Origin of the sequence: Streptomyces sp. MMG1121 (assembly GCF_001280015.1) — a bacterium.
In the GTDB taxonomy this organism is placed as follows: Bacteria; Actinomycetota; Actinomycetes; order Streptomycetales; family Streptomycetaceae; genus Streptomyces.
Map to the genome: position 1 here is coordinate 49,363 of NZ_LGDV01000262.1, position 18,912 is coordinate 68,274.

Here is an 18,912-nt window from a genome sequence, read left to right on the forward strand (position 1 = left end):
GAACCGGGCGGCCTCGCGTCAACCTAGCCAAGGTGTGTACCTCGTGTGAAGGATGGGGCGCGGAATGTCCGATACGTAATTGTGATGTTCGTAGTGACGTGCGAGAGGGAAGGGGCGGCGAGGGGCCGGGCGGCGGGCTGGAGCGGCTCTTCCTCCTGAACGACCCGGCGGTCCAACTCCCCTGCGCGGGCGGCCAACGGGTGCCCCGGAACGGTGCGATGCCGCGATCATGGACCGGACGCGGATCCGCCGACGATGAGGAATTCCTTCGCATGCCTGAGCCTGCCGACCCGACGATCCTCCACCCGATGCCCGGGCAGCCCCGGGTGGTGCTGCTCAAGCCGCTGGTGAAGTCCCCGCTGATCGAGGTCGGGGAGTACTCGTACTACGACGACCCGGACGATGCGACCGCCTTCGAGACACGCAACGTGCTCTACCACTACGGGCCGGAGAAGCTGATCATCGGCAAGTTCTGCGCGCTGGGCACGGGCGTGCGGTTCATCATGAACGGCGCCAACCACCGTATGGACGGCCCCTCGACCTTCCCCTTCCCCACCCTGGGCGGCTCCTGGGCCGCGCACTTCGACCTGCTCACCGGCCTGCCCAACCGCGGGGACACCGTCGTCGGCAACGACGTCTGGTTCGGCCACGGCACGACGGTCATGCCCGGCGTACGGATCGGACACGGCGCGATCATCGCCACCGGGGCCGTGGTCACCGCCGACGTGCCCGACTTCGGCATCGTCGGCGGCAACCCGGCCCGCCTCATCCGCACCCGCTACCAGGACCAGGACATCGCCCGGCTGCTGGCGGTGGCCTGGTGGGACTGGCCCGCGGAGCACATCACCGAGCACGTGCGGACGATCATGTCGGGCAGCATCGCCGACCTGGAAGCCGCAGCCCCGCAGACCTGACCGAGTGGGTTTCCGTGTCCCGTCGTCGCGCCCACATCGCGACGGCGGACCTCCCCGTCGTCGGCCACGTCCTGCCGGGCACCGCGGTCGTCGGCGGACCGGTGGCCCCTGCTCACCGGGTGGCCCGCGCCGACGACCCGACGGTGGCCGACCTCATCGAGGCCCCGTCGGCTGTGGGATCCCGGTGAATTCGCGATCCTGTTGAACACGGCGCCGCCGTCCTGCGTATGAGACGGGGGAGCTCCATGCCCGGCCCGGTGAACAGAACGGACAGAGGACGACCTTGGCACGCAACAGGCGCAGACGCCCGACCGGCGCACGACGCGCGACCTTCGCAGCGGTCGCCCTGATGCTGGGCGGCGCCGGACTCGTCGTGGCCAACGTCTACGCCTCGGCGACCGAGGGCTGGGGTGACGGGTCCGGCACGAACGCCACCGACGTCACCGGACACGTCCTGTCCGCGGGCAGGGCGACGATCGACTGCCCCGACGTAGGCAGCCGTCTGACCGCCGTACCGGACGCGGCCCGCCCCGACGTGGACCGCGAACTCGCCCTGCTGGACCGGCAGACGGCTGCCGCCTACCGGCAGCTCCAGCAGTCGGCGCCGGCCGCGGGCCGGGACTCCGGCACCGCCGACGCCACGATCATGAACCCTTTGGAGGAGAAGCGGTCGGCGGCCATCGGCCGGATCACCGACGCCCTCGACCGGGCGGGAGGCCGTCCGCAGGGCCTGGACGCCCTCGCCGCCTGCACCCTCCGCCCCGGCGACGGCAGCACCGGCGGGGCCGGTCGGGCGAGCACCGCCCCGAGCGCCGCGTCCCAGCCGGTCAACGGCGCCGGTCAGGGCGGCAACGGACCCGTCGTCTCCGACTACGCGGACATCACGTCCGTGGAGCCCGGCCTGCCGAACCCGCCTCAGCAGGCCGACGCCTCGCGCGGCACGTTCACCTCCGACTGCGGTGTCAACGCGAACGGTCTGTTCAACTCCGACAACGTCATCGTCGCGCCCGGCGTCTCCAACGGCGCCCACCACGTCCACGACTACGTCGGCAACCAGGGCAACAACGCCTTCGCCAGTGACGACGACCTGGCGAAGGCCGGCACGAGCTGCGTGGACCGGGGCGACAAGTCCTCCTACTACTGGCCGGTGCTGCGCGAGCAGAACGGCACACAGGAGCGGGACGCCGGATCCCCCGGCGGCGGTACGGAGGGCAACGCGGGCCAGATCGTCACGCCCGAGCAGGTCACGCTGACGTTCGTGGGCAACCCGCGCGGGAAGGTCACCGCCATGCCCCGGCTGCTGCGCATCATCACCGGCGACGCCAAGGCCTTCGTCAACGGCCCCGGCAACGCCAACGCCTCCTGGAGCTGCACCGGTTACGAGGACCGGCAACTGAAGGACAAGTACCCGCTGTGCCCGCCGGGCAGCGACGTCGTACGCACCTTCCGGTTCCAGAGCTGCTGGGACGGCCGCAACATCGACAGCGCCAACCACCGTACCCACGTGGCCTTCACCGCGCCCGACGGCTCCTGCCCGGCGGGCTTCCGCCCCATTCCGCAACTGGTCCAGCGCATTGTCTACGACGTCCCCGCGCCGAGCCTCGAGGACGCAGGCCGTACCGTCCCGCTCTTCGCGGTGGACTCCTTCCCCGAGCAGCTGCACAAGCCCGTCACCGACCACGGCGACTTCATCGACGTCTTCGACGACGACCTGATGCGGGAGATGGTCGACTGCATCAACTCCGGCCGCGTCTGCGGCCCCGGCGGCGGCGCCTCCGGTATGACGCCCGCGCCGACGGCGAGTTCCGGCGCCCGTACGACGACCTCCCCGGGCGAGCCGCCGAGGACCGAGGCGACGACCGGTACGACGGCCCACGCGCCCACCGGCACGACGACCGAGCCTGCCCGCAGTGGCCGGCCCACCGAGCCGACCGAGCCCACCGAGCCGGGCGCACCGAGTGCGCGGGCCACCGCCCGTGCCGGGCGGGGCAAGTCCGCGCCCCCGGCGTCGCCCCCGGCCGCCCCCACCACACAGGCTGGCCGCCCGTCGTCCCCGACCGCCCCCGCCGAGTCCGCGCAGCCGTCCCGGACCACCGCCGGATCCGTCCCACCCGCCCTGACGCAGCCCCAACCCCCCGCGACACAGGGCGGTTTGGCGGAGACCGGCGCCCACCTGTGGCCCGCGGCGCTCGGCACGCTGCTCGCCGTGTCCGGCCTGATCATGTTCCTCCGGGCCAGGCGCCTGCCCTACTGACCACGTCTCCGCCCCAAGTCACGGACACCGCCGCCCGTGCCTTCCACGACCGGAGGCTGACCGGAGCGTCAGGCCAACTCCAGCGTCTGCCTGGCGAGTTCATACGCCGGCCGCATCGCCTCGTGCTCCTCCATGTCCATGCCGCCGAGGTGCAGGACGACCGGCCCGTCGGGTGTGCTGACCGCGAGGGCGGTCTCCTTCTTCGTCTCTTCCAGGAGCTTGCTGGTGTGCCGGAGCAGCCGGCCCCGGAACGTCACTCGGTGACGAGCGGCTTGCCGTAGACCGTGGAGCTGCGCCGCACCGTCATGCCGAGGCGTTCGTACAGCGACAGCGCGCCCGTGCCGGAGTGCGTCCACAGGGTGCAGGCGGGTTCTCCCCGGCGGTGGAAGGTGCGGAACGCATCACGCAGCAGCAGGCGGGCGATGCCCCGGTCGCGGTGATCGCGTCGTACCGCGACCCGCTCGACGTACCCCCCGTCGTGTTCCGGGACATCCAGCGACAGCACGGCCCCGACCATCTGCCCGCCCGCGAAGGCCACGGGCGATGCCGCCGGTGCGAAACCGGCGCGTTCGACGGTCTCCCGCGCCCATTGCGGGTACGTCTTGCGCCGTGGCTGCCACTCGTCGAACGCGTCCTCGGTGAGCTGGTACGCGGCCTGTTCGTCACCGTGCCGGAAGGGCCGTACGGTGACGCCCGCCGGCGGCTCGGGCACCTCCGGCTCGTCCGGCAGCGCGATCTCCAGCAGCCACTCGGTGACGAGCCGGGCGTACCCGCCCGAGCGCAGGAGCGCGCCGGCCGCGCGGTCGGCGTCGGGCACCGTCTGCGCGAGCCGGTCGCTGCCCAGCTCGCGGGCCCGTGTCTCGGTCCAGGCGAGCAGCGCACCGCCGAGGCCCCGCCCCCGGTGACCGGGGTGCACCTCGACCCTGGCCCGCCGCCCCCGCACCGAGGCCCAACCGGCGGTGCCCCCGGCGGAGTCGAGCACGAGCAGGGTGGCGCCCCGCTGCGTACCGGCCGGGGTCAGTTCGGCCGCGACGCGGTCGGCGTCGGTCACCGCGCGGCCGTGCAGCGCGCACTCGCACGCGACGACCAGGCCGTGCACCGACGCGGCGTCGGCGGCGGTGGAGGGGCGGCACCGGTAGCCGGTCGGGAACGGCTGCGGCAGCAGTTCGGAGATACGCGCACTCCCGCTGGTCACGGCAGTACCTCCCGTCGTTCGCGTGCACAGCGTCCTACCCCGCCGTACGGCCCGCGAAGCCCGCCGTTTGCGAGGTGCCGCGCCCGCACGGCAGGGTGCGGGGTGTGCCTACCTTGCTCATCGTCCACCACACCCCGTCGCCCCACTGCCAGACGCTGTTCGAAGCCGTGGTCTCCGGCGCGACGACACCGGAGATCGAGGGCGTCCGCGTCGTCCGGCGCGCCGCCCTCGCCGCCACCGCCTCCGACGTCCTGGAAGCCGACGGCTATCTGCTCGGCACACCCGCGAACCTGGGCTATATGTCGGGCGCGCTCAAGCACTTCTTCGACCAGGTCTACTACCCCTGCCTGGACGAGACCCGGGGCCGGCCCTTCGGCTACTACGTCCACGGCGGCAATGACGTCACCGGGGCCGTCCGCGCCGTCGAGGCGGTCACCACCGGCCTCGGCTGGCGTCGCGCGGCCGAGCCGGTGACCGTCACCGGCGCGCCCGGCAAGGCCGACACACAGGCGTGCTGGGAGCTGGGGGCCACGGTCGCGGCGGGGCTGATGCCCGACGCGTGAGGGCGGCCGGGCGCGCGGCCACCGCAGTGACCTTCGCACGGTCACGCCCGGTGACCGATGTGTCCCCGGCGGACCGGCGTGCAGACGAAACCGGCCGGGCTGGACGTGCCACAGCCCCCTGAGCAGGCCCGCCGGGTGGTGCCGTACCGCCACGGCGAGCGCGGGTCGCCCTCCCGGTCCGCGTCATGGTGGTGGCGCCCGGGCTCGGCCACCCCGTGGTCCGGGCGCCGAGGACCACGTCGTACCGGCGCGGCACCTAAGCGAGGGAGTCCCGGATGCGAGCGGACGGCGGTCGCACGCGGTACGGACGCTCGGCCCCGGTGCGGACGTGTCCCGGCCCGCCGAAGACCGCTGACCACCGAGGTTCAGGCATCCGGGTGGTGCGTCACCCTCCGTCAGGGCCGAACGAGTTGCGGCGGTCCGGAACCTTCCCCTCCGGCCCGAATAATCACCCTTCATGCAGCTCGTGACAGCACATGGCCCCGCGCGGCGCCCCCCGGTGGCCGTCACCGGACTGGGACTGGTCACCCCGGCGGGCATCGGGCGGAAGGCCACCTGGACGGGCCTGACCGCCGGAGTGTCCACCGCCACCGCCGACCCCGCCCTGGACGGGCTGCCCGTCGCCTTCTCCTGCCAGGTGCCCGGCCTGGACGCGGCCGGTCTGCTCGGACACCGGCTCGCCCGCCGCCTCGACCGGTTCACCACCTTCGCGCTGCTCGCCGCCCGGGAGGCCGTCGCCGACGCGGGCCTCACATCGGGCGGCTGGGACGGGGCCCGGATCGGCGTGGTCATGGGGGTCGGCACCGGATCCATGCAGAGCTGGCAGGCCGAGTTCGACCGGCTCGCCGGCCAGGTCCCCGAACGCGTCTCACCGCTGGCCCTGCCGCGCAGCGTGCCGAACATGGCCGCCGCCGAGATCGCCCTCGACCTCGGCGCGCGGGGCCCCAACATGGTCGTCAGCACCGCCTGCGCCTCCGGCACCAGCGCGATCGGACTGGCCCGGGACTGGCTGCTGTCCGGCTGCTGCGACATCGTCCTGGCCGGCGGCAGCGAATCGGCCCGGCTGCGGATGACCGCCGCCTGCTTCGCCCAGATGCGCGCGCTGTCGCGCCGCCGCGACAGTCCCGAGGCCGCCTCCCGCCCGTTCGACCGGGACCGCGACGGCTTCGTCCTCGGCGAGGGAGCGGCCGTCCTCGTCCTGGAACGCACCGAGAGCGCCCGCGCCCGGGGCGTACGGCCCGAGGCCCTGCTCGCCGGCTTCGGCGCCTCCTGCGACGCCCACCACGTCACCGCACCGCACCCCGGCGGCGACGGCGCCGCCCGCGCCCTGCGCGCCGCCCTCGCGGACGCGGACCTCGCCCCCGAGGACGTCGACCATGTCAACGCGCACGGCACCAGCACCCCGCAGGGCGACGCGGCCGAGCACAACGCGCTGCACCAGGTCTTCCGCCGGCCGCCACCCGTCACCGCCGTCAAGGGCACCATCGGGCACGCCATCGGCGGCGCCGGCGCCATCGAGGCCGCCTGCACCGTGCTCACGCTGCGCCACCAGCTGATCCCGCCCACGGCCAACCAGGACACCCTCGACCCGGACATGGACCTGGACGTCGTCGCCAAGGCGCCCCGCCCCCTGCGGATGGCCGCCGCCGTCAGCAACTCGTTCGGCTTCGGCGGGCAGAACGCCGTGCTCGCCTTCACCGCCGTCGACTAGCCCCGCCACCTCTCCCGGAAGCGCATCCCAGCCGAAAGGTCGCCCTCTTGTCGGAGTTCCCGCACCCCACCCCTCCGGCAGGCAGAGCCCGGTCCTGGCCCACCGGCGAGCAGTTCATGATCGGCGTGTTCGTCGCCGTACCCTTCCTCGCGCTCCTCGCCGCCGTACCGCTCGCCTGGCGACACGGCCTCGGCCCCACCGACCTCGCGCTCGCCGTCGCCTTCTACCTCGTCAGCGGACTCGGCGTCACCGTCGGCTTCCACCGGCACTTCACCCACGGCTCGTTCAAGGCGCGCCGCCCGCTCAGCATCGCGCTCGCGCTGGCCGGGAGCCTCGCCGTGCAGGGACCGCTCGTCACCTGGGTCGCCGACCACCGCAAACACCACAGGTTCTCCGACCGCGACGGCGACCCGCACTCGCCCTGGCGCTACGGCCACTCACCCCGAGCCCTGGCCAAGGGCATGCTCTACGCCCACCTCGGCTGGCTGTTCGGGACCGGGCACGCCTCGCCCCGGAGTTACGCGCCCGACCTCGTCCGGGACCGCACCCTGATGCTGATCTCCCGGCGGTTCGGCGTCCTGGTCCTCGCCTCGCTCACCCTGCCCGCGCTGCTGGGCGGCGCCCTGACCCGCTCCTGGCAGGGCGCGCTCACCGCGCTGTTCTGGGCCGGACTCGTCCGCATCTGCCTGGTCCACCACGTGACCTGGTCGATCAACTCCATCTGCCACGCGGCCGGCGCCCGCCCCTTCCGCAGCCGGGACCGCTCGGGCAACGTGTGGTGGCTGGCCCTCCCGTCCTTCGGCGAGTCCTGGCACAACCTCCACCACGCCGACCCCACCAGCGCCCGGCACGGCGTACTGACCGGCCAACTCGACGCCGGCGCCCGGCTGATCCGCTGGTTCGAACGCCTCGGCTGGGCCTACGACGTGCGCTGGCCGGACCGGCGCCGGGTGGCCGGGCGGCGCCGGGACCTCAGCGGATCCGTTCCGCCGCCCGGGTGAAGTGCCGGCGGGACGCGGCGGTGTCGCGGGCCGTGGCACCGTCGGCCGGCGCCGGCTCGGCGAGCGGACGTACGAACAGACTGACCGTGGCCCGCTCCGTGAAGCCGTTGCGGCGCATCAGCTCGGCCGAGGCGGTGTTACGCCGCTCCACGTCCGTGACCACGCACACCGCCCCGGCCTCCGCGAGCCGTGCACAGCACTCCTGCACCAGCCGTGAGGCCACCTTGCGCCCCTGATAGTCCGGGTCGACGGCGATCCACTCCAGATAGCCCCAGTCGGCGCGCTGCTCGAACGACAGCGACCCGAGCACGAACCCGGCGACCCGGTCGCCGTCCAGCGTCACCAGGCAGGCGGAGTTCGGGGCGTCCAGATGCCCGGCCACAGCCGTCAGCGACCAGCCGGTGTAGGGCATGGCGTCGGTGTCGTAGACCCGGTGGCCGAGATCGAGGACGGCGGCGAGATGCTCGAAACCGAGCGGCCGCAGGGCCAGTTCGGAGGTCGGCGGATCAGCGGCCACGGGCACTCCCTTCGGTACGGCTTTTCGCAGCATATGTCCGAAGGGTGTGTCCGGCGCGCCCTGCGGTCAGGACTTGCGCGCCACTCCCGCGAACACCGGCTGCTGCTCGCGCACCCGCAGCCCGGCTCGGGATGCCAGTGCGTGGCCGGCACGACACCCGGTGCGCACAGCTCCAGACCGTCGAAGAACCGCACCACCTCGGCGTGCGAGCGCGCCCGGACCGAGGTGCCGCCGGAGCGGTGGACGGCCTCGATCCGCACCCAGACCTCCGGGTCGAAGCCGGTGCCGACCTGGGACAGCACCAGATGGCTGCCGGACGCCAGCGGCTCCAGCAGGGTCCGGACGATGCCGTACGGGTCCTGCTCGTCGGGCCCGATTCGGCTCGGTGGGCATCCCCGTGCCCACGTCCAGGAACAGGCCGACGCCGTGGCCGGCGACGAAACGGGCGGCCCGGTGCATGAACTCGCGGTTGGCCCAGGCCGTGTCCTTGACGCCGGGGAAGAGGGCCGGGACCTCGCCCGCGGCCTCGGCGTCGACGGGACAGTGGTCCTTGCCGTCGAGGAACCAGTCGTACATCCGCGCGGAGTGCGGCTTGCCGGTGTCGATCCGCTCCGGGCCGAATCCGATGTCTGTCACGTCGGCTCTCCGTGCTGAGTGGGGGGCCTCGCGGTGCCGGTGAATCTACCCGGATCCGTGAACTTCCGTTCCGGTGGCGGATGTTCGGCGATGGCATGACTCGCGTGCGGCCCGCGCTCCGAGTGACCGGCCGGGGCCGGACCGGTAGCGTGGGCGCGTGTACGCCACCCGAGTCTCCCGGCGCGTGCAGGCGCCCCCGCACGTCGTCTACCGGGCCCTGACCGATCCGGCCGCGATCGCGGCCTGGCGGGTCCCGGCCGGCATGACCGCCCGTGTCCACGGCTTCGACGCCCGCGAGGGCGGCACCTTCCGGGTCTCCCTCACCTATGAGGACGCGTCCGCCCGCGGCAAGTCGGGCGGGCACACCGACACCTACCGCGGTCACTTCGCCCGGCTCGTGCCCGACGCCCTGGTCGTCGAGGTGTTCGCGTTCGAGACCGACGACGACGCCGTGCGCGGCACCATGACCATGACGACGACGCTCGTCCCGGCCGGCGGCGGCACGGACGTGGAGATCCTGCACGAGGGCGTCCCCGACGACATCCCCCGCGAGGACAACGAACTGGGCACCCGGATGGCCCTCGACCAGCTCGCCCGGCTCGTCGAAGGACCGGACGCGGGGCGCTCGGCGGGGGCGGAATGACCGAAAGGGCGCGGAAGACGGTCCGGAATTCCGCACAACCTTCCGGCTGCCTCGGGTTCCTGCAATCGCGGGGAAAAAGGCCGCGGGAAACGGAACCGACGTGAGGGGAATGCGGTCTTAAGCTCCGCAGACGGCCGGGATCAGGCTGGTCGTACTTTAACCGGGGGAATGAGACGTATGTCCGTTCACAATCGTAAGGTCCTGCTCACCGCCGTGGCCCTGACCGGCGGACTCACCCTGGCCGCCGTGACGCCCGCACTCGCCGGAACCGGCACGGCCCACACCCCTCGCGCCGCCGCCGTGTCCTCCGCCCAGGGCGACCCGCGCAACGCCGCCCAGCACGTGGCCGACTTCTACGGTGCCTACATCGACGCGGTCTGGGCCACCGACGACAAGTCGGCCGGCCCCGCCGCCAAGGCCCTGCGCGGCTTCTACCTCACCGCCGCCGCCCAGAAGAAGGTCGCCGCCTTCGAGAAGAAGGAGCACGCCGACGGCATCCTCTTCGCGCAGAGCGTGCCGGTGAAGTGGCAGGTGGCCTACACCGGTTCCGGCGCGGGGCACGCCACCAGCCGCGTCACGCTCACCTGGAGCGACGGCAAGCACCCGGAGATCAGCCGGATCGACGTCCAGTCCGACCTGAAGACCCTGAAGATCACCGACCTCAAGCCGGCCCGCTGAGCCGGGGCCTGACGCTGGTCCGAGCCCGGCTGTGACGCCGGTCCGAGCCCGGCTGTGACGCCGGTCGCCGGTCCGCCGAGGCCGGGGCGTGCGACCCCGCCCCGCCCCACTCGGGGCGGGGCGCACGCCCCACACGGCCCTCGGCCGTGATCCGCCGCACCTGGTCGGGGTGGTCCGTGATGCCGCCGTCGCCCCCCGGCCGGTCAGCGCCTCCACGGTCGTCGGCCTTGCCGGTCTGCCGTACGGGCCGCCGTCACCGCTGCCGGAAGGCGTCGCTGCCGACGGTCCGGACGTGGTGCCGGCGCCGGTCGACCACCGTGCGGTGCAGTGCGATGAGTGCGGCGTCGTCGTTCAGCCGGCCGCCCGCATGGGTGAGCAGATCGCGCCGCAGATGGTGCATCAGCGCCTCGGGGCTGTCCTCGGTCCAGCGCACGACCCGCTCGCCGAGCGGGTAGAACCGGCCGCGGGCGTCCCTGGCCTCCATCACGCCGTCGGTGTACAGCAGCAGGGTGTCGCCGGGCTCGAAGGAGAACACGTCCAGCGTGTGCTCGACGCCGCTGTGCACCCCGAGCGGTGGTGACGGGTGCAGGCTCGGGACCGTGACCGCGTGTCCGGGACTCAGCAGCAGCGGCGGCGGATGACCGCAGCTGGTCATCCGGGTCACCGGATCCCGGTCCGGTATCTCCACCAGCAGCGCGGTGGCGAACCGCTCGGCCGCCTCCTCCGTCGGTTCCAGCTCCGCCGCGTAGCGGACGATGCTCTGCTCCAGCACGACGGCCAGCTCGTCGAGCGGGATGTGCCGGTGCGCGCTCTCCCGGAACGCGCCGAGCAGCAGCGCGGCCTCGCCGATGGCGGACAGGCCCTTGCCGCGCACGTCGCCGATCATGACGCGCACCCCGCCGTCGTACTGGGTCACCGCGTACAGGTCGCCGCCGATCTGCGCCTCGTCCTCGGCGGCCAGGTACAGCGAGGCGATCCGCAGGGGGCCGACCTGCTCGGGCAGCGGCCACATCAGCACATGCTGCGCGGCCTCGGCGATCGTGCGGACCTGGGCCAGCTGGGCCTGCCGGCGCTCGCGCAGGACGCTGTAGGTCACCACCAGCACGGTGAGCACCGCCAGGGTGATGATCTGCACGACGTGGTTCGAGGTGCTGATCCCGCCGTGGATGATGCCGATGACGACCTGCGCCGCCACAGCCAGCGCCCCGACGGCCGCCGTGGTCCGGGGCCCGGCGAAGGACGGCGTGAGCGCGGGCGCGATCACCAACGCCGGGCCGAGGTGCACGTTGGTGGGTGTCTTGATGTCCACCACCGTGATCACCACGATGAGCAGGACCGGGAGCAGCAGCAAGGCGTGTGAGGACAGCCACGGGTGCCGTGACCCCCCTGTCCTGAGCCGGGGTCCCATTCCTACAGCGTGCTCTCGTGCCGGACGCGACGCACGTCACACGGGAAGAACGGGAATCGGGCATTCCGGACCCGGCTTCGATTCCCGGACATCGACCGCCGATCGCTTTGCCTTCAATCATCTGATTGACTGGCGTTGCGCGCCGTTCAATCGGTGGTGAAATTGCTGGCCTCGCCTGCGAAATAAAGGCGGTCGATAGATGGCCTATGCACCGTTCAACCGATATCACAGCATTTAGCGTCCTGTGTCATGACAGAGACGGCAGTGCGGCCGCCGGCCGACGACACGGCATCCGGTGACGGAGTACGCGGCAAGGGCCTCGGCGGCAATTCCATCGGCCTGCTGGGCAGCGCGGTCATCGGCGTCTCCACCGTGGCCCCGGTCTACTGCCTCACGTCCACGCTCGGCTCCACCGCGGGCGAGGTCGGGCTGTACATGCCGGCGGTGTTCCTGGCCGGGTTCCTGCCGATGCTGCTGGTCGCCTTCGCCTACCGGGAGCTGAACAAGGCCGTCCCCGACTGCGGCACCTCCTTCACCTGGACCGTCAAGGCGTTCGGTCCGCACGTCGGCTGGATGTGCGGCTGGGGCCTGGTCATCGCGACCGTCATCGTGCTGTCCAACCTCGCCGGCGTCGCCACGTCCTTCTTCTGGCTGCTGGCCGGCGAACTCACCGGCAGCGGCGCGGTCGCGGACCTGGACGGCGACAGGGCCGTCCACATCGTCACCTGTCTGGCGCTGATCGCGGCCGCCACCGCGATCAGCTACCGCGGCATGACGACGACGAAGGGCGTGCAGTACGCGCTGGTGGGACTCCAGCTCGTGGTGCTCGCCCTCTTCGTCGTCCTTGCCCTGCACAAGGCGCACACCGGCGCCTTCGCGGGGCACGCCGACTTCTCCTGGTCCTGGCTGAACCCCTTCGTGGTGAAGTCCTTCGCCTCCTTCAGCGCCGGACTCTCCCTGTCGATCTTCATGTACTGGGGCTGGGACACCTGCCTGACCGCCAACGAGGAGACCATCGGCAGCGAGAAGACGCCCGGCCGGGCCGCGCTGATCGCCATGGTCGTCCTGGTCGGCTCCTACCTCACCACCGCGGTCGCCGCCCAGATGGCCGTCGGCTCCGGCACCCAGGGCCTGGGCCTGGCCGACCCCGCCACCTCCGACAACGTCTTCGCCGCCCTGGCCGGCCCGGTGATGGGACACGCCCTCGGCATCCTGCTCTTCGTCGCCGTCCTCGCCTCGGCCGCCGCCAGCCTCCAGACCACGTTCATCCCGGTCGCCCGCACGGTCCTCGCCATGTCGACCTACCAGGCCCTGCCCGCCTCCTACGCCCGTGTCCACGAGCGCTTCCGCACCCCCGGCCGGGCCACCGTCACCGCGGGCGTCGCCACCGGCGTCTTCTACACGGTCATGTCGCTGCTGAGCGAGCACGTCCTCGTCGACACCATCTACGCCCTCGGCCTGATGATCTGCTTCTACTACGCGCTGACCGCGTTCTCCTGCGCCTGGTACTTCCGCCGCGACCTCACCCGCTCCGCCCGCGACGCCGTCTTCAAGGGCCTCTTCCCCGTCCTCGGCGGCCTCCTGCTGACCGCCGTCTTCGGCAAGACGCTGTACGACATGTGGAACCCGGCCTACGGCAGCGGTTCCGCCGTCCTCGGCGTCGGCTCCGTCTTCGTCATCGGCGTCGGACTGCTCCTCCTCGGCGTCCTGTTCATGCTGGTGATGCGTCGCCGCAGCCCCGCCTTCTTCCGCGGGGAGATCCTCACCGCCGGCACTCCGGCGCTGATCGTGGAGGACTGACCGGCCGACGACGACGGCGACGGCGCTGTCGCGGGCGCGGACACCGCCGTCGGCACACCGGGGATCAGTACACCTCCAGTACCGAGGTTCAGTACACCCGGGTGAGGATCTCCAGCACCTCCCGCTCCGCGGGCACCCGGGGCGCGTTCTTCGTCACCGCGTCCGCGACCGCGCCCGCCGCGATGGCCGGCAGCAGGTCGCGACCGGCACCGAGGGCGCGCAGCGGGCGCTTGACGTCCAGCGATCCGGACAGCTCCCGTACCGCCGTCACGGCGGCCTTCGCCCAGTCGCCGTCGGCCGGCGGGGCCACCCGCAGCGCCCGGGCCGTCTGCTCGTACGCCTGCCGCGCCCGCGGTGCGCTGAACTCCATGACCTCCTCCAGGACGGCGGCGAGCGCGACCCCGTGCGGGGTGCCGGTGTGCGCGGTCAGCGCGTGGCCGATGCCGTGCACGAGGCCGAGCCCGGACAGGGTCAGGGCCTGGCCCGCGAGATGCGCGCCCAGCATCAGCTCGGCGCGCGCGTCGAGGTCCGACCCGTCGCGGTGGGCCGCCGGCAGGGCATGGCCGATCAGGGTCACGGCCTGGGTGGCGTACGCCGTGGAGAAGGCGTTCGCGCCGCGCGAGGCCAGCGACTCGATGCCGTGCACGAGCGCGTCGATGCCGGTCGCCGCCGTCGCCGCCGGGGGCAGACCGAGCGTCAGCTCGGGGTCGAGCAGGGCGACGCGGGGTTTGACGGAGGGGTGGCCGATGTACACCTTGCGGCAGGCCGTGGTGTCCTCGATGACACCGAAGCCGTTGGTCTCCGCGCCGGTCCCGGAGGTCGTCGGTACGGCGACGACCGGCAGCCCGTCGGCGGCCTCCCACAGCCGGTCGGCGTCGGCGGCGGCCGCGTCGGGGTTGCCCACCAGCAGGGAGATGCCCTTCGCGGCGTCCAGTACCGAGCCGCCGCCGAGCGCGACGACCGCGGCGGGGCCGAAGGCGCGGGCCCGGGCGGCGCCCGCGTCGACGTTCCCGGTGGACGGGTTGGGCGCCACCTCGTCGTACACGGTGTGTTCCACGCCTGCCGAAGCCAGGATCTTCAGGACGCGCTCGGCGACACCGGCCGCGCGCAGCCCCCGGTCGGTGACGACGAACGCGCGGTGGTGACCGGTGTCCGCGATCAGTTCGGGCAGCAGCTCGATCCGGCCGGGGCCGAACTCGACCCGGCAGACGCTGTCGAGGCTGAAGGGGGTGAAGCTGTCGGTCATGGGTGCGGCTCCTGGGAGGACTCGGTGGCGTCAGACCGTGAGGGCGGTGGCGTCGAGCGCGGCGGTCGGGGACGGCAGTCTGAACTCCCGTCCGGCCAGCGCCTCGTAGAGACGCACCGGGCTCATCTCGCCCGCCAGCTCGCCGTGCTGGGCCTTGGCGCGGCGGTAGATCTGCTCGACCAGCGCCGACAGCTCCGTGGAGACCCCCAGATCGCGGCCGAGGTCGACGGCGATCCCGAGGTCCTTGCAGGCCAGCGCCATCGCGAAGGAGTCGTCGTAGTCACCGTCGGCGAGCACGCACATGATGTCGTGCTCCAGGAAGTGGGACGCGGCGGGCGAGGCGAGCAGGGAATTGCGCAGCACGCCCAGGTCCACGCCCGCCTTGACGCCCATCGCCAGCACCTCGCTGGTGGCGACCAGGTGGCTGAACCACAGCAGGTTGATCATGAGCTTGACGGTATATCCGGCGCCCAGCGGGCCGACGTGCAGGACGCGGTCGGGGTCGCCCAGCGTCTCGAAGACCGGCAGCGCGATACGGAAGTCGTCGTCGGCGCCGCCCGCGAAGATCTGCAGCGCACCCGCCTCGGCGCCCCGTGCCATGCCGCTGACCGGCGCGTCCAGCCGGCGTATGCGGCGCGCGTCCAGGACCTCGGCCGCGACCCGTTCGGCGGCCGCCGGCGTCGACGTCGACATGTCGATCCACAGCGCGCCCTCGGGCAGCGCCTCGGCGGCCCCGCCGCGCAGCAGCACGTCCTCCACGACGCGCGGATTGGGCAGCATCGTGATCAGGAACTCGGCGTCCCGGGCGCAGTCGGCGGGGGAGTCCGCCCAGCGCGCGCCGAGCGCCAGATGCTCGACGGCGGCCTCGGGCCGGCTGTCGTGCACGGTGACCAGATGGCCCGCGTGGATCAGGTGGCGGGCCATGTGCCGTCCCATGTTGCCCAGGCCGATGAAACCGATCCTCATCAGTTGTCCTCGCTGATGTTGAGAAGGGGAGTGAAGGGCTCGCTGTTCAGGCGAGGTTGATCCACGTCGTCTTGAGGGCCGTGTACGCGTCGAGGGCGTGCAGGGACTTGTCGCGGCCCGCGCCGGTCGCCTTGAAACCGCCGAAGGGGGTGATGACGTCGCTGGCGTCGAAGGTGTTGATCCACACCGTGCCGGCCCGCAGCCGCCGCGCCGTGCGGTGGGCCACGGTCACGTCCCGGGTCCACACCGAGGCGACGAGCCCGAAGTCGCTCTGGTTCGCGAGCCGCACACCCTCGTGCACGTCACCCTCGTACGACACCACGGCGAGCACCGGCCCGAAGATCTCCTCCTGCCCGACCACGGAGGTGTTCACGACGCCGTCGAGCACGGTCGGCTCCACGTAGCTGCCGCCGCTCTCGGCGAGCACCCGGTCGCCGCCGAGGAGAACGGTCGCGCCGTCCCGCCGGCCGCGCTCGACGTAGCCAAGGACCTTGGCGAGCTGGGCCTCGTCCACGATCGGGCCCATCACCGTGGCCGGGTCGAGCGGGTCGCCGACGCGGAAGGTCTGCGCGGTGATCCGGCCTACGGCGGCCAGGAGTTCGTCCTTGACGCAGGCGTGCACGACGACCCGGGATCCCGCGTTGCACGTCTGGCCAGCGTTGTAGAAGATCCCCCAGGCCACGGCCGAGGCGGCGGCCTCGATGTCGGCGTCCGGCAGGACGAGCTGGGGCGACTTGCCGCCCGCCTCGACGGCGACCTGCTTGCCGTTGGACTCGCCCGCGTACACCTGGAAGAGCCGGGCCACCTCCGCCGAACCGGTGAAGGCGATCTTGTCGACGCCCCCGTGCCGGCCCAGCGCCTGCCCGGCGACCTCGCCCCGGCCCGGGACCACGTTGAACACCCCGTCGGGCAGGCCCGCCTCGGTGGCGAGCGCGGCCAGCCGCAGCGCGCCGAGCGAGGTCTGCTCGGCGGGCTTGAGCACCACGCTGTTGCCGGTGGCGAGCGCCGGGCCCAGCTTCCAACTGGCGATCAGCAGTGCGTAGTTCCAGGGCACCACCGCGCCGATGACGCCCAGCGGCTCACGGGTGATCAGCGCGAGCGCGTCACCGGGCGTGGGGGCGACCTCGTCGTAGGTCTTGTCGATCGTCTCCGCGTACCAGCGGATGGTCACGGCCGTCTTGGCCACGTCCACACGCAGCGACTCGGTGATCGGCTTGCCCATCTCCAGCGTGTCGAGCAGCGCCAGCTCCCCGGCGTTCGCCTCGATCAGCTCGGCCCAGCGCAGCAGGATCCGCTTGCGCTCCCTGGGCGCGAGGTCGCGCCAGCGGCCGTCCTCGAAGGCGGCCCGCGCCGAGCGCACGGCCCGGTCCACGTCCTCGGCGGACGCGCCCTGCACCCGGGCCAGCACCGTGCCGTCGCGCGGCGAGACGGTCGGGAACGAGTCGCCGGACGTCGCCTCGGTGAACGCGCCGTCGATGAACAGGCGGGTCTCGAAGGCGAGCTTGCCGGCCGCCGTCTGCCACTCGTCGTGCGAGCGCGTCAGCAACTCCTCGATGGTGTACGTCACTTCACCCTCCAGCGGTCGATCGCGTCCTCGTCCAGCCGCACGCCCAGGCCCGGCTCGTCCGGCACCTCGAGACAGCCGTCGGCGTCCACGTGCACCGGCTCGGCGAGCATGAAGTCGCGGCGTTCGGGGGTCCAGCCGGGCGGGTCGTAGGGGAACTCGAAGTAGGGGCCGCCGCCGACGCCCGCCGCCACGTGCAGGTTGGCGAGCACCCCGATGCCGTTCGTCCAGCTGTGCGGGGTGAACTGACGGTGCTTCAGCTGCGCCAGTTCGGCGAGTGTGCGGGCGCGGTGCATGCCGATCGCGAGGACGACGTCCATCTGGTAGACGTCGAGGGCGTCCTCCTCCAGATAGCGCAGCAGCTCGGGGACCGAGTGGTGCATCTCGCCGGCCGCGATGCGCACCCCGGGGTTCTCGGCGCGCAGCCGCTTGAACCCGTCCAGGTCGGCGTACGGCAGCGGCTCCTCGACCCAGAACACGTCCAGTTCGGCGAGCCGGGCGATGATCCTGCGGGTCTTGGCGAGGTCGGAGGCGTGCGCGGTGTCGCCCGCCATCCGCCAGGACTGGTTGAGGTCGACCATGATCTCGAAGTCGTCGCCGAGTTCCTCGCGCACGGCCCGCACCGCCGCGACACCCTCGTCGACCCGGCCCCGGTCGATGCGGATCTTCATCGCCCGGAACCCGGCCTCGCGCACCTTCAGCGCCGTCGCGACGCGCTCCTTCGGGGACTTGAGCTCACCGGAGGAGGCGTACGCGGGCAGCTTCTTCGCCGCGTTGCCGAACAGCTCGGACACCGGGCGGCCGTGCACCTTGCCGATGATGTCCCACAGCGCGGCCTCCAGCGGCCAGTAGGGGGCGCCGTGGAAGCTGGCCGTCTCGATGGCCTTCACATGCCGGGTGATGTCGAGCGGGTCCTCGCCGACGAACAGGTGCTTGTAGGTGTCGAAGCCGTCCATGAGATCGCCGGAACCGATGCCGGTGATCCCCTCGTCGGTGTGCACCCGCACGATCGTGGCGTCGAAGTGGCGGCGCGGTACCGGGTCCCAGGCCGCGTGGAACGGCGGGTCGAGTTCCAGACGCAGCCGGTCGAGCGAGATGTCGGTGATCTTCACCGGGCGAGCACCTCCGCGGACGGCGTGTAGAACGGGTTCGCCGGCCCCTTCTCGGCCGCGTCCAGCACGTCGGCCACCGAGGGTGCGCCCGTCACCGCGGCCCGGACGGCGCCGTACGCCGCCGCACGCTGGTTGCGGAAGGAGACGTCGAGGTCGTCGACGCCGGGGTTGACCCAGACAGCCGCGATGATCAGCAGGTCCTCGGCGGACTCGGCCGGGATCAGGCCCTCGGCGACCGCGTCCAGGACGCCCTGCGCCAGACCGGCCTGGGCGCTGCCCCAGGTGGCCCGCTCGTGCAGCTCGCCCGCGGCTGCCGCCTTGGTGACGAACAGGGTCGACGGCTTGACCGGCACCGACGGCCGCACGACCGTCATGAACGGCACGTGTCCCGCGCTCGGCGTGGCCAGCGCGGTCGCCCATGCGGTCTCGACCGGGCCGTTCTTGCGGCCGATCACGACGTTGGTGTGGGCGGCGTTCACGCCGTCGCCGACGAAGGACTCGCCGATCAGCGCCGTGGCGGCGAAGCCGGGCGGTCGGGCGGGAGAAACCGGGGCGGTCATCACGACTCCTGGACCTCGGGAAGGGGGTACGGCAGCGGAGCGGGACGAACCTCGCATTCGGTGTGGTTCCTCCGGCTCGATGCGGCGAATCTAGGTCCGCCACCAGTGGCCCGCAAGGCGGCCCCGGGAATCGAAATCGTGGTT

Annotated in this window: 18 protein-coding genes and 2 pseudogenes; 9 read left to right on the forward strand and 11 right to left on the reverse strand. The window is 72.5% G+C overall.

The annotated features are described in order from the left end of the window. Positions 1 to 272: 272 nt before the first annotated feature. The 3 genes from ADK64_RS41200 to ADK64_RS41205 all read left to right on the forward strand — a co-directional run bounded on the left by ADK64_RS41200 (position 273) and on the right by ADK64_RS41205 (position 3,168). Positions 273 to 914: a CatB-related O-acetyltransferase gene (locus ADK64_RS41200; RefSeq protein WP_053667383.1), complete on the forward strand. Its 642-nt coding sequence runs from the start codon at positions 273 to 275 to the stop codon at positions 912 to 914. Between the two features lie 14 nt (positions 915 to 928). Beyond that, positions 929 to 1,102, forward strand: coding sequence for a hypothetical protein (locus ADK64_RS46465; protein ID WP_159046471.1), 174 nt, complete (start codon positions 929 to 931; stop codon positions 1,100 to 1,102). A gap of 161 nt (positions 1,103 to 1,263) precedes the next feature. Further along, entirely contained in the window at positions 1,264 to 3,168 is a 1,905-nt protein-coding gene (locus ADK64_RS41205; RefSeq protein WP_053667384.1) for a DUF1996 domain-containing protein, read from the forward strand. A 68-nt stretch (positions 3,169 to 3,236) separates the two neighbouring features. On the opposite strand, the pseudogene ADK64_RS41210 reads toward ADK64_RS41205, so the two are convergent. Both ADK64_RS41210 and ADK64_RS41215 read right to left on the reverse strand, forming a co-directional pair. Beyond that, positions 3,237 to 3,398: pseudogene (locus ADK64_RS41210) on the reverse strand (lipoprotein); the annotation flags it as partial. Between the two features lie 23 nt (positions 3,399 to 3,421). After that, entirely contained in the window at positions 3,422 to 4,363 is a 942-nt protein-coding gene (locus tag ADK64_RS41215) for a GNAT family N-acetyltransferase (protein ID WP_234384932.1), read from the reverse strand. Between the two features lie 104 nt (positions 4,364 to 4,467). Between ADK64_RS41215 and ADK64_RS41220 the strand changes: the two genes are divergently transcribed. The 3 genes from ADK64_RS41220 to ADK64_RS41230 all read left to right on the forward strand — a co-directional run bounded on the left by ADK64_RS41220 (position 4,468) and on the right by ADK64_RS41230 (position 7,638). Beyond that, positions 4,468 to 4,926: a flavodoxin family protein gene (locus tag ADK64_RS41220; protein ID WP_053667386.1), complete on the forward strand. Its 459-nt coding sequence runs from the start codon at positions 4,468 to 4,470 to the stop codon at positions 4,924 to 4,926. 457 nt (positions 4,927 to 5,383) lie between these two features. Continuing rightward, positions 5,384 to 6,637: a beta-ketoacyl-[acyl-carrier-protein] synthase family protein gene (locus ADK64_RS41225; protein WP_053667387.1), complete on the forward strand. Its 1,254-nt coding sequence runs from the start codon at positions 5,384 to 5,386 to the stop codon at positions 6,635 to 6,637. A gap of 47 nt (positions 6,638 to 6,684) precedes the next feature. Beyond that, entirely contained in the window at positions 6,685 to 7,638 is a 954-nt protein-coding gene (locus ADK64_RS41230) for an acyl-CoA desaturase (RefSeq protein ID WP_053667388.1), read from the forward strand. On the opposite strand, the gene ADK64_RS41235 is transcribed toward ADK64_RS41230, so the two are convergent. The 3 genes and pseudogenes from ADK64_RS41235 to ADK64_RS48845 all read right to left on the reverse strand — a co-directional run. Further along, positions 7,610 to 8,128 (reverse strand): GNAT family N-acetyltransferase, encoded by a 519-nt coding sequence (locus tag ADK64_RS41235; protein WP_324614511.1) that lies wholly within the window; start codon positions 8,126 to 8,128, stop codon positions 7,610 to 7,612. The genes ADK64_RS41230 and ADK64_RS41235 overlap by 29 nt on opposite strands. After that, positions 8,026 to 8,532 carry an SAM-dependent methyltransferase gene (locus ADK64_RS48840; protein ID WP_324614512.1) on the reverse strand — a complete coding sequence of 169 codons (507 nt, stop codon included), beginning with the start codon at positions 8,530 to 8,532 and terminating at the stop codon, positions 8,026 to 8,028. The genes ADK64_RS41235 and ADK64_RS48840 overlap by 103 nt, the downstream gene beginning before the upstream one ends. 55 nt (positions 8,533 to 8,587) lie before the next feature. Continuing rightward, a pseudogene (locus ADK64_RS48845) lies at positions 8,588 to 8,731 on the reverse strand (SAM-dependent methyltransferase); the annotation flags it as partial. A 217-nt stretch (positions 8,732 to 8,948) separates the two neighbouring features. On the opposite strand from ADK64_RS48845, the gene ADK64_RS41245 reads away from it, so the two are divergent. Continuing rightward, on the forward strand, positions 8,949 to 9,434 hold the full coding sequence (locus tag ADK64_RS41245; RefSeq protein ID WP_053667391.1) for an SRPBCC family protein: 486 nt from the start codon (positions 8,949 to 8,951) through the stop codon (positions 9,432 to 9,434). A 177-nt stretch (positions 9,435 to 9,611) separates the two neighbouring features. Beyond that, positions 9,612 to 10,112 (forward strand): hypothetical protein, encoded by a 501-nt coding sequence (locus ADK64_RS41250; RefSeq protein ID WP_053667392.1) that lies wholly within the window; start codon positions 9,612 to 9,614, stop codon positions 10,110 to 10,112. A 253-nt stretch (positions 10,113 to 10,365) separates the two neighbouring features. On the opposite strand, the gene ADK64_RS41255 is transcribed toward ADK64_RS41250, so the two are convergent. After that, entirely contained in the window at positions 10,366 to 11,520 is a 1,155-nt protein-coding gene (locus ADK64_RS41255; RefSeq protein ID WP_053667393.1) for a PP2C family protein-serine/threonine phosphatase, read from the reverse strand. A gap of 249 nt (positions 11,521 to 11,769) precedes the next feature. On the opposite strand from ADK64_RS41255, the gene ADK64_RS41260 reads away from it, so the two are divergent. Next, the gene (locus ADK64_RS41260) at positions 11,770 to 13,320 is read left to right on the forward strand and encodes an APC family permease (RefSeq protein ID WP_053667394.1); all 1,551 of its coding nucleotides are present in this window, start codon (positions 11,770 to 11,772) and stop codon (positions 13,318 to 13,320) included. An 88-nt stretch (positions 13,321 to 13,408) separates the two neighbouring features. On the opposite strand, the gene ADK64_RS41265 is transcribed toward ADK64_RS41260, so the two are convergent. Genes ADK64_RS41265 through fae form a run of 5 tightly spaced genes read right to left on the reverse strand, consistent with a single transcriptional unit; the run spans position 13,409 to position 18,768 of the window. Further along, positions 13,409 to 14,566 (reverse strand): iron-containing alcohol dehydrogenase family protein, encoded by a 1,158-nt coding sequence (locus ADK64_RS41265; protein WP_053667395.1) that lies wholly within the window; start codon positions 14,564 to 14,566, stop codon positions 13,409 to 13,411. Positions 14,567 to 14,596: 30 nt separating this feature from the next. Beyond that, the gene (locus tag ADK64_RS41270) at positions 14,597 to 15,532 is read right to left on the reverse strand and encodes an NAD(P)-dependent oxidoreductase (protein WP_053667396.1); all 936 of its coding nucleotides are present in this window, start codon (positions 15,530 to 15,532) and stop codon (positions 14,597 to 14,599) included. Positions 15,533 to 15,578: 46 nt separating this feature from the next. Next, complete coding sequence (locus ADK64_RS41275) at positions 15,579 to 17,099, reverse strand: aldehyde dehydrogenase (protein ID WP_199829857.1); 1,521 nt, start codon at positions 17,097 to 17,099, stop codon at positions 15,579 to 15,581. Beyond that, positions 17,096 to 18,208 carry a mandelate racemase/muconate lactonizing enzyme family protein gene (locus ADK64_RS41280; protein WP_053667397.1) on the reverse strand — a complete coding sequence of 371 codons (1,113 nt, stop codon included), beginning with the start codon at positions 18,206 to 18,208 and terminating at the stop codon, positions 17,096 to 17,098. The genes ADK64_RS41275 and ADK64_RS41280 overlap by 4 nt, the downstream gene beginning before the upstream one ends. Beyond that, on the reverse strand, positions 18,205 to 18,768 hold the full coding sequence (gene fae, locus ADK64_RS41285) for a formaldehyde-activating enzyme (RefSeq protein WP_053667398.1): 564 nt from the start codon (positions 18,766 to 18,768) through the stop codon (positions 18,205 to 18,207). The genes ADK64_RS41280 and fae overlap by 4 nt, the downstream gene beginning before the upstream one ends. Positions 18,769 to 18,912: the final 144 nt, after the last annotated feature.

Coding starts and splice junctions, on each gene's coding strand:
- ADK64_RS41255 (WP_053667393.1), bottom strand. CDS start 11,520: ATGGGACCCCGGCTCAGGACAGGGGGGTCACGGCACCCGTGGCTGTCC.
- ADK64_RS41270 (WP_053667396.1), bottom strand. CDS start 15,532: ATGAGGATCGGTTTCATCGGCCTGGGCAACATGGGACGGCACATGGCC.
- ADK64_RS41225 (WP_053667387.1), top strand. CDS start 5,384: ATGCAGCTCGTGACAGCACATGGCCCCGCGCGGCGCCCCCCGGTGGCC.
- ADK64_RS41205 (WP_053667384.1), top strand. CDS start 1,264: ATGCTGGGCGGCGCCGGACTCGTCGTGGCCAACGTCTACGCCTCGGCG.
- ADK64_RS41265 (WP_053667395.1), bottom strand. CDS start 14,566: ATGACCGACAGCTTCACCCCCTTCAGCCTCGACAGCGTCTGCCGGGTC.
- ADK64_RS41250 (WP_053667392.1), top strand. CDS start 9,612: ATGTCCGTTCACAATCGTAAGGTCCTGCTCACCGCCGTGGCCCTGACC.
- ADK64_RS41260 (WP_053667394.1), top strand. CDS start 11,770: ATGACAGAGACGGCAGTGCGGCCGCCGGCCGACGACACGGCATCCGGT.
- fae (WP_053667398.1), bottom strand. CDS start 18,768: ATGACCGCCCCGGTTTCTCCCGCCCGACCGCCCGGCTTCGCCGCCACG.
- ADK64_RS41200 (WP_053667383.1), top strand. CDS start 273: ATGCCTGAGCCTGCCGACCCGACGATCCTCCACCCGATGCCCGGGCAG.